General features: G+C 66.3%; 10 protein-coding genes. 4 read left to right on the top strand and 6 right to left on the bottom strand.

Annotated elements, in window-relative coordinates; all coding sequences use genetic code 11:
* Together ACJMNC_RS00220 and ACJMNC_RS00215 are read right to left on the bottom strand one after the other, a co-directional pair.
* A partial coding sequence (locus ACJMNC_RS00220; RefSeq protein ID WP_408945953.1) for an NADP-dependent oxidoreductase occupies positions 1-933 on the bottom strand: 933 nt, incomplete at its 3' end.
* 55 nt (positions 934-988) lie between these two features.
* Entirely contained in the window at positions 989-1,375 is a 387-nt protein-coding gene (locus ACJMNC_RS00215) for a DUF1304 domain-containing protein (protein WP_408945952.1), read from the bottom strand.
* Positions 1,376-1,458: 83 nt separating this feature from the next.
* Between ACJMNC_RS00215 and ACJMNC_RS00210 the strand changes: the two genes are divergently transcribed.
* Both ACJMNC_RS00210 and ACJMNC_RS00205 read left to right on the top strand, forming a co-directional pair.
* A complete protein-coding gene (locus tag ACJMNC_RS00210; protein WP_408945951.1) occupies positions 1,459-2,037 on the top strand; it encodes a TetR/AcrR family transcriptional regulator in 579 nt (192 codons plus the stop codon).
* 229 nt (positions 2,038-2,266) lie between these two features.
* A complete protein-coding gene (locus tag ACJMNC_RS00205) occupies positions 2,267-3,721 on the top strand; it encodes a DUF222 domain-containing protein (protein WP_408945950.1) in 1,455 nt (484 codons plus the stop codon).
* A 227-nt stretch (positions 3,722-3,948) separates the two neighbouring features.
* Here ACJMNC_RS00205 and ACJMNC_RS00200 read toward each other — a convergent pair whose 3' ends face one another.
* From ACJMNC_RS00200 to nemA, 4 genes are all read right to left on the bottom strand, one after another.
* A complete protein-coding gene (locus ACJMNC_RS00200; RefSeq protein ID WP_408945949.1) occupies positions 3,949-4,584 on the bottom strand; it encodes a TetR/AcrR family transcriptional regulator in 636 nt (211 codons plus the stop codon).
* Between the two features lie 117 nt (positions 4,585-4,701).
* Positions 4,702-5,304: a TetR/AcrR family transcriptional regulator gene (locus tag ACJMNC_RS00195; protein ID WP_408945948.1), complete on the bottom strand. Its 603-nt coding sequence runs from the start codon at positions 5,302-5,304 to the stop codon at positions 4,702-4,704.
* A gap of 26 nt (positions 5,305-5,330) precedes the next feature.
* On the bottom strand, positions 5,331-6,944 hold the full coding sequence (locus tag ACJMNC_RS00190) for an MDR family MFS transporter (RefSeq protein WP_408945947.1): 1,614 nt from the start codon (positions 6,942-6,944) through the stop codon (positions 5,331-5,333).
* 227 nt (positions 6,945-7,171) lie between these two features.
* On the bottom strand, positions 7,172-8,275 hold the full coding sequence (gene nemA, locus ACJMNC_RS00185) for an N-ethylmaleimide reductase (protein ID WP_408945946.1): 1,104 nt from the start codon (positions 8,273-8,275) through the stop codon (positions 7,172-7,174).
* Between the two features lie 103 nt (positions 8,276-8,378).
* On the opposite strand from nemA, the gene ACJMNC_RS00180 reads away from it, so the two are divergent.
* Positions 8,379-8,936 (top strand): TetR/AcrR family transcriptional regulator, encoded by a 558-nt coding sequence (locus ACJMNC_RS00180; protein WP_408945945.1) that lies wholly within the window; start codon positions 8,379-8,381, stop codon positions 8,934-8,936.
* Between the two features lie 136 nt (positions 8,937-9,072).
* Entirely contained in the window at positions 9,073-9,552 is a 480-nt protein-coding gene (locus tag ACJMNC_RS00175; RefSeq protein ID WP_408945944.1) for a hypothetical protein, read from the top strand.
* The last annotated feature ends 49 nt before the right edge of the window (positions 9,553-9,601 follow it).

Raw genomic sequence — 9,601 nt, 5'->3', positions numbered from 1 at the left:
GTCGACGACGGTCTCGTCGTAGGCGATCTTCCCCGCCTCGAACCACGGCCCGATCCGCTCCTGGCACTCGGCGGCCAGATCCAGGTAGCCGGCCAGTGTGAAGCCCTTCAGGGTGAGGCCGCGGGTGATGATGTTCGCCAGGTTGTCCGGTCCGGGGCTTCGCTCGGTGCTGTTGTAGCTGGAGATGGCCCCGCACAGCGCCGCCCGGCCGCCGTCGTTGAAGGCGGCGAGCGCGGCTTGCAGGTGATCGCCGCCCACGTTGTCGAAGAAGACGTCGATCCCGTCGGGCGCGCATTGCGCGAGCTGTTCGGTCACATCGCCGTCCTTGTAGTTGAAGGCCGCGTCGTAGCCGTACTTCTCGGTGAGCAGGGCGACCTTCTCCGCGCTGCCCGCCGATCCGACCACCCGGCCGGCGCCGAGCAGCCTGGCGAGCTGGCCGGCCGCAGTGCCGACCGCTCCGGCAGCGCCGGAGACGAAGACGGTCTCGCCCCGCTGCAGGCCGGCGATGGCGGTGAGACCCACATAAGCCGTCAGGCCGGTCATACCCAGGATGTGCAGTCGCAGCGACGACGGCACTCCCGGGACGTCGGGAACGGCACGGAAGGTCTCGGCGCCGTCCTGCACCACATCACTCCATCCGTGCTGATGGAGCACCAGCGTGCCGACGGGGAGCTCGTCGGCGGTCCTGGCGATCACTCGGCCGATCGCACCGCCGGTGATCTGCTCACCGAGGGCGTAGGGCGCCACGTAGCTGCGGGTGTCGTTCATGCGCCCCCGCATGTAGGGGTCGACGGAGACGAACTCGTTGCGCACGCGCACCTGGCCCGGAGCGAGATCGGGGAGGGGTGCGGTGACGGTGCGGAAGTCGTCGTGCGTGGGCCACCCTTGCGGGCGGGCGGCGAGGTGGATTGCGGTACTGACGGGTGACGACATGAGGTTCAGAACTCCTTTGTGGATGGCTTGACGGTTGTGCGGCGATGACGCGGGGCTAGAGAGCCAGGCCGATCGCCAGCAGGATGACTCCCAGGAGCGGGAGCGTTCCCTGCTTGACGGCGGCGGCCCGCTTGTCCGGACTCGAGATCAGCAGTACCAGCGCGGCCGCTGCCATCGAACCGGCGCCGGTGAAGACCAGGGTGGCGCCGATAGTGTCCTGGTCAGCACCGAAGAAGACCAGGCCACAGGCGACCGTCACAGCCAGAAAGAGGTTGTAGAAGCCCTGGTTGAAAGCGAGTTCCCGGGTCGATTCGGCTTCCTCGGCGCTGGTGCCGAAGGTGACGCGGGCCGCGGGACCGGTCCAGGCCACCGACTCCAGATAGAAGATGTAGACGTGCAGTACCGCTGCCAGTGCGGCGAGTACCAGACCTGCGATGACCACGGGGTGCCCCTTCGTCGGACATTCATTCTGTAACGTTCAGTTCAGATTGTATGCTAGACCGGTCGGTACAGAAAGGGGGAGTGGTGGCCAGAACAGCAGGTTTCGATCGCGACGCCGTCGTCGAGTCGGCGCGCACGCTGTTCTGGCGCGTCGGCTACGACGGATGCTCGATCCTCGACCTCGAGGCCGCCACCGGCTTGAGCCGCTCCAGCCTCTACAACACCTTCGGGTCCAAGCGGGGACTGTTCGATGCCGCGGTGCAGAGTTACCTCGACCAGGTGATCCGGCCTCGCCTGGCGCCGCTGCAAGCCGCGACGGTGGCCGACGATGCGATCGTCACCTACCTGACCGGGCTGCGGGCCGCCTTCCACACCACCGAGTCGATGCCGGCCACCAGCGGGTGCCTGCTGGTCAACACGGCGAGCAGTCCACTGGCCGAAGACCGCGACGTCGCGCGAGTGATCGGCGACTACCGCCGCGAGCTTCAGCAGGCACTCACCCGCGGCATCGCGGCGCACCGGCCGCAACTCGCCCGTGCCGACGCGGAGCGCCTGGGGGAGACCGTCACAGGCCTGTTGATCGCCGCCTTCGCCATCGCGCGGGTCGAACCCGCGCGAGCCGCGGACAGTGTCACAACGGCACTGGAACTGCTCGACGGGTAGGACCGCGAAAGCCGGAACGCCCGTTGCGCGACGCCGCCTCCCCGTGGACATGTCGGAGGTCGGTCGTAGTCTGAACTCAAGAAAAATAGTTCGAACATTTTAGCGATATGGGAACAGAACACATCACACTATCGTTGAACTAGTAAGACAGGGCACAGCGCAGCCCGACCAGCACGATCAACGCACAACGAGATAGTCGGCACAGCACTTCGGGGGAGGTGAGCACGCGATGACGACCAGCATCGACGACACCAGCACGATGGTGCTGCCCGACGATCCGATCGCGCTCGAAGCCCTGATCACGGCCGCCACCGCGAAGCGGACGCGGTTCACCCGCGCCGACTACACCGGCTACACCGACCGCCAGCTCACCGACCTCGCCGCCGCCCGCGAACACAACCGCCGCCAAGCCGACGCCGCCGATCCGCCCCTCCTCGTCGAGATGAGCGACCGCGGCTCCTACCAGCAGGCCGGCGGAGCGAGCCTGGGCGGCTACCTCGTCGGCATCCTGCACCTGTCCGCCGCCGAAGCCCGCCGACGCCGTCTCCTGGCCGAAGCCGTCGGACAGTTCACCTCCATGACCGGCGAACCACTCCCACCACGCTGCCCGACCGCCGCCGAAGCATTGAGTGCCGGCACGATCGGCGCCGAGCACGTCACCGAAATCTTCAAGACCATGCAGAAGATCCCGCACGCGGTCGATGTCGAACAACGCGCACGCGCCGAAGCAGATCTGACCGCGTCTGCGGTCACGTTGACGCCGGAGCAGACGCGGATGGTCGGACACCGTCTGCTCTCCCTCCTCGACCCCGACGGCGAACTCGCCGACGACACCGACCGCCAACGCCGACGGTCGCTGACGTTGTCGCCGCAGGATCAGCAATTGATGAGCAAGCTCCGTGGCGCGATCACCCCAGCCCTGCGCGGGCTCCTCGAGGTGGTCCTGACCAAATGGGCCGCACCCGGGATGAACAATCCCGACGACCCCGACAGCCCCACCGGCGCGATCGACACCGACGGCTTGGATCCCGAACTCCTCGATGCCGCCCGCCGGCGCGACCTGCGCTCGGCCGGGCAACGTCAGCACGACGCCCTGGTCGCGTTGTGCCGCTTCGCATTAGGCCATGGGGCGCTCGGCGACCCGTCGCGGTTGCCGGCCGAATTCGTCGTCACCATCGACCACCAGGATTTGGCCGAGTTGGCCGGGACCGGGTACACCGCCACCGGCACCCACATCCCCGTCCCCGACCTGATCGACATGGCCGCCGACGCCACCTGGCACCTGGCCGTCTTCGCCCACCACAGCGCCGAAGTGCTCTACCTCGGCCGGTCACGGTTCGCCAACAAAGCCCAACGCCTCGCAATGTTCGCAAGGGATCGCGGCTGCACCAGACCCGGGTGTACGAGACCGTTCGCTCAATGCGAGGCCCACCACGCCGACCTCGACTACGCCGACGGCGGCACCACCGACATCAACAAACTCGGCGGCGCCTGCGGCGGCGACAACCGCCACGTCAGCACAGCCCCAGGTGACTGGGAAACCACCATCATCACCGAAGGACCCGACCAAGGCCGGGTCGGCTGGCGCATCACCGGCACCAGACACGACTACACCGTCAACCCCATGCACCACATCGGACGCCGCACACCACACAACCCCCACTCACCACCAGAGGGGGCGTAACCCGCCCCGCGGGCCGGCCCCCGGACCGGACAGTTCCCGCCGGCCGGAACCACCGGCGAGCACCGATCGGACTAAACCCGGGTCGCGGTATCTGCGATCGCCCGGGCCGGATTCACCTGCGCCACAGGCAGTGTCAGGACTGCGGCGCGGTTGAACGCCGTCTCAGTGAATTTCGAGCCAGTCCGATCGCGCCCAGTCCGATCGCGCCCAGTCCGATTGCGGCCGAGTCAGTCCCGGCCATGCGCGCTGTCGCCGAGCATCCGCGCCCCCGGCAAAAGGATCGCGACGTACTGGTCGACGATGTCGTCGCGGGACAACTGCGGTTCGCGCAGCCACATCAGTCCCAGGCGTTCGCCGACACCGGAGATCGCGTGGGCCGCCGTCTTCACGGTGAGGCCGTCGACATCCGGCAGTGCCCGATGCAGGAGCGCCTCGATCATGTCGATGGTCTCGAAACGCAGGTCGGCGAGTTGCGCGGCATGCGATTCGGGCATGGCTCCGCTGTTGCCGAAGATCAGTTTCCATCGACCCGGGTCGGTCTCGAGCATTCCGAAGAAGATCTCTCCGCCGGCGCGGAGCTGGTCTTCGAGAGAGTCTGTCGGATCCGCCACTCCGACCATCCGGGCGTTGTAGGCGGCACGGGCACGTTGCACGCACGCTAGATAGGCGTCCTCCCGGGTGGGGAAGTGTCCGTAGAGCACCGGGCGTGAAACGCCTGCGGCCTGGCAGATGTCCTCCATGGTCACGCCCGCGTAACCGCGCAGGATGAAGAGTTCTTCAGCGGTGTCGAGGAGTTGCTCACGCCGCGCCTGCTTGGACATGCGACGGCGCGGTTGACCGTGGGTGGTGAGCTCAGAGGTCATGCCGCCGCTGATCGTGTGTCGACCCCGCCGGTGGCGGCATGAAGGTCAGTCCGGTAGCTGTGCACGTCGTCGACGATACGCCCGTCCTCGCCCTGGACCGTCTCCTGACGACCCGGTTCAGGGGCGTCCGACTCGGTCGAGGATGGTGCGGAAGGTGTCGATCGCCACCTGTACGACCGGGCTGTCGGCCGTCGGTATCGACACCGGATCGATGGAGTACGCGTAACGGAGAACGGATGTTGCGAGGAGGACGAGTGCCCGCGCCGGCGCCTCCGATGAATCCGGTATATGCGTCGAGATCGCCGATTCGACCAGCTTCTCCGCCGCAGCGGAGTGCTGTTGCTGACGGGCGCTGAGCTCGGGGAACTCGGCGAGCAGTCGCCGGATCTCCCCGACGTCGACCTCGGCCTCGCGGGTCGATCGCATCACCGCGCCGATCAGCGTGATGGTGCGAGTGAACTCGTCTGTGCCGGATTCGGACTCGAGAAACTGCGCCATCGCCTCCTCCGGCACCATCGGGGCAGTGGTCCCGAGAATGGCGTCTTCTTTGGACGCGTAGTAGTTGAAGAAGGTGCGCCGCGCGATACCCGTCTGGGCCGTGATCGCGTCGATAGTGGCTGCGGCGAGACCGCCCTCGCGGACGAGGGCGGTCGCCGACCGGTGAAGCGCCGTCAGCGTTTCGAGGCGCTGACGCTCCCGCATAGTCATGTGAGCGGCCATGACACGCATGATATGCCGGTGCCCGCTCAGGGCTCCCGGGGCCGCGGAGTCAATCCCTCCACACTGTCCGAGGGCGCCGCCACGATCTGCCCCTCCGCCAGCGACTCGGCCAGGATCTCGTTGTCCACCGTCGTCGACAACGGCTTCTCGTCCACGAGCAGGAGCACGATCACGGCGAGTACCGCGATGGGCACCAGAACCAGGAAGATCGGCAGGAGCGCCTGGTTGTAGGACTCCACGATCGGAATGCGCAGAGAGTCGGGCAGTCCGTTCACCATCGCCGGGGTCAGCGAGTTGCGATCGGCGGAGCCGACACTGCCGGCCGGCGCCTTCTCGGCGATCAGCGACGCCAGCCGCGACGCGAAGACCGAACCCACGACCGCCGATCCGATGGTGGCACCGACCTGCCGGAAGTAGTTGTTCGACGCCGTCGCGGTACCGACGATGGCCGTGGGGAAGGAGTTCTGGACGATCAGTGTGAGGATCTGCTGAGCGAGTCCGATACCCACACCCATGACGCCGAGGTAGGTGCACATGATCCAGGTCGCGGTATCGATGTTCAGAGTCGAGATGAGTGCCAGTCCGACACCCATCACGGCCGCTCCAGCGATCGGAAAGGCCTTGTACCGGCCGGTTCTGGACACTGCGGCACCCGATCCGATGGACGCGATGAGCAGGCCGGCCATCATCGGGATCATCAGGAGTCCCGCAACGGTCGCGTCGACCCCGGTCACCATCTGGATGTACGTCGGCATGTAGCTGATCACGCCGAACATGACGATGCCGATCAGCAGTGCGGCGATGGTGACCAGATTGAAGTTGCGGTCCCGAAACAGACTCATCGGAATGACCGGGGTGCTGACCCGTCGTTCCACCGCCACGAACGCGGCGGCGAGCACCACCGAGGCGGCGATCAATCCGAGGATGACACCCGAGGTCCAGGCGTATGTCCCGCCCGCCCAGGTGCAGACCAGCACCACAGTCGTGGTCGCGGCGGCGATCAGCGCCATACCGGTGTAGTCGATGTCGACGCGACCGTCCCGGCTGGGCCGGGGGATCCGCAGGAAGAGTCCGGCCGCGAGCGCCGCGACGAGACCGAGCGGGACGTTGATCCAGAACACCCATCGCCAGCCCGGGCCTTCGGTGAGCCACCCGCCCAGGAGCGGTCCGGCGACGGAGGACACCGCGAAGACCGCGCCCATGATGCCCATGTACTTGCCGCGGTCGCGAGCCGGCACGACGTCGGCGATCGCCGCCTGCGACAAGATCATCAGACCGCCGCCTCCGAGGCCCTGGACCGTGCGGCCGACGATCAGCCAGGTCACGTCGCCGGCCAGTGCGCCGACGATGGAGCCCACGACGAACAGCATGATCGCCGCGATGATCACGGGACGCCGTCCGAGGAGATCGCTGATCCTGCCGTACACCGGCATCATGATCGTGCTGGCGAGAATGTACGCCGTGATCACCCAGGTCATGTTGTCGACTCCGTCGAGCTCGCCGACGATCGTCGGCAGCGCAGTGGAGAGGACTGTCTGGTTCAACGAGGCCAGCAGCATCGTCAGCATGAGTCCCGCGAACAGCAGAATCACGTTTCTCTGGCTGATCGGGGCCTGCTCGTCGTCGACGGTTTCAGTCATCCTCGTCCCTTCGGATAGCGCTTCACCCGACCGAACATACACTAGTGCATACACTGCACAAGTGCACATACTGTTCGTGCCGCTCGATGAGCAATATCGCCACAGACAGAAGCGAGACGACGACGCAGAGGCCGAAGGATCGGCTGCCGTCCGGATTTCAGTCGACGCGAAGGGATTGGGCTGCGAGTCGGCTCAGACCTGAATTCTGCACGGGACGGTGCGCACGGTCACCCGATCGGCTGAGCGGCCAGAGTCGGGTAGTCCGTGTAGCCGGCAGCACCGCCACCGTAGACGCGGTCGACGTCGACCTCGTTGAGGGCTGCTCCGGTGAACAGCCGTGCAGGCAGGTCGGGGTTGGCGATGAACGGGCGCCCGAAGGCGATGGCATCGGCCCAACCAGCTTCCATCACCCGACGCGCCTTGTCGGTGGTGTAGTTGCCGGCGGCGATGATCACCCCGGGGAAGGCGGCACGGAGGGCCGTGCGGAAGTCATCGTCGAGCGACGGTCCACCCGCCCAGTCCGGCTCACAGAGGTGGAAGTAGCCCAGCTCGCGGGCGGCGAGCTGCTCGGCCATGTAAATGCCCATGTCGAGGCCGTCGGCGTCATCCAGGCCCTCGAACTTGATGGTGGGGGACAGCCGCATGCCGACGTGTCCGGCATCCCATTCTCCGACAACGGCATCCACGACTTCGAGGGGCAGCCGCGCCCGGTTCTCGATGGAACCGCCGTACCGGTCCTCACGCACATTGCTGCTGGACGACATGAACTGCTGGAGCAGGTAGCCGTTGGCACCGTGGATCTCGACCATGTCGAACCCGGCGGCGCGCGCATTGCGGGTGGCACGGCGGTAGTCCTCCAGCAGCCGCGGAATCTCATCGACCTCGAGAGCGCGGGGAGTGGGGGCCTCGACCGAAATCACGTCGCCCTCGGAGTTCTTGATGCTGGTCCGCCCCTTGAAGGGGAGTGCGCTGGCCGAGATGCCCGGCTCGCCGCCATGCACCTCGGGGTGTGTGATGCGACCGACGTGCCACAGCTGCAGCGACATCCGGCCGCCGACGGCGTGCACTGCATCGGTGATCTCGCGCCAGGCACGGACCTGCTCGTCGGAATGGATGCCCGGTGCGCCCGAGTAGCCCTTGCCCTCAGGGCTGATCTGCACGCCCTCGGTGACGATCAGGCCCGCGCTTGCGCGCTGGACGTAGTACTCACGGTGCAGGTCGGTCGGCACATCCGCAGGCTCGAGTGCCCGCATGCGGGTCATCGGCGCCATGAAGACACGATTGCCGGCCTCAAACGCGGGCAGGTCGAGGGAGTCGTGCAGAGCAGGCATTGAAAGTCCTCCTAGTCGGGTTCGCGACCATCGGTAAACAGGTTGGTTTCCCGATCCTACAGCATTGGAAACAGGTCGGTTTCCCCGTGTTAGAATTGCGGATATGACACAGGACTCACGGCGCGAGCGGATTCTGGAGCGCGCCACGGAGCTGTTCCACCGAGAGGGATTTCATGCGGTGGGAGTCGACCGCCTCGCCGCCGAGGCGGGGGTGTCCAAGAAGACGCTGTACCAACTCTTCCAGTCCAAGGAGCGCCTGCTTCTGGAGACTCTCCGCGCCGGCCGGGAGATGGCCGTCGCCGACCTACCGGACGAGCACGACGACCGCTCTGAACGCGAGCGCCTGGTGGGGGTCTTCGAGGCGCAACGACTGTATGCGGCTCAGCCGGATTTCGCCGGTTGCTTCTTCGTCAATGTGGCGACCGAGTTGCGTGACCCCGAGAACGACGCGGTCCAGATGGCCTGCCTGATGAAGTCTGAGCTAGGCGAGTACGTCATACGCCAGGCGACCAGCGCCGGCGTAGCCGAGCCCGCAGTCCTGGCTGAACAGTTGTCGATTCTGCACACCGGCGCCGCCGACTACGCACTCCTGACCGGAGAGTATCCCGAGAGCGTCATCGCCGCCGTACAGGTTCTCCTCGACGCACACGGCATGCCATAGACCACGATCGAGTCCGGGTGGAACAGTACAACGGTGGCGCCGGGGATCTCGTTCGACAGAGAATTTCCGCCTCGCCACCGGACGGCGGTCGATAGGGTGGCAGGGATCGATGCGAAACCAACCGGAACGGGTTGACATGCACACGGCGAGTGGCGATCTGACGACCGACATCCGCGTTCGCCGCTGGCGGCGGACACGGTCGGTGTTCGCAATCCTCACGTTGGCGGGCGCGGTCTTCTGCGTCGCCGGCGCGATCGGCAACCTACCGACCTGGACATGGATCACGGGCTTCGCCGCCACCCTCATCAGTGGGGCACTGCTCAGGCTCGCTTGGGACAAGCACCGCGAAGCCCTCTTCGCGGAAGCCCCGACTGCAACGGGCACCGTCGTCGACGTCCTCGAGAGCCGTGACCCCGACCGGGGATCGACCTACCAGCTCCTCGTCGATGCCGAGCTCGCCAACGGGGCGACCATCCACCGAAGAATCAACATCGGCGGGGATTCCGACCCGCTCCGCTGGATCAGAACACTGATCCGCTTTCGTCACCGCACCGATGACCCGGACGACCTCGACGACGCATTCTTCGGGCGCATGGAACGCGCAGCGATTGATTGATCCGGTGTAGTACTCAGCAGAATACTGGATACCCTGCGTATCACTTCGA

The sequence above is a fragment of the Gordonia sp. VNK21 genome (assembly GCF_046098115.1).
In the GTDB taxonomy this organism is placed as follows: Bacteria; Actinomycetota; Actinomycetes; order Mycobacteriales; family Mycobacteriaceae; genus Gordonia.
Note: the sequence above shows the minus strand (reverse complement) of the source record. Positions and strands in the feature narration are given on the sequence as shown.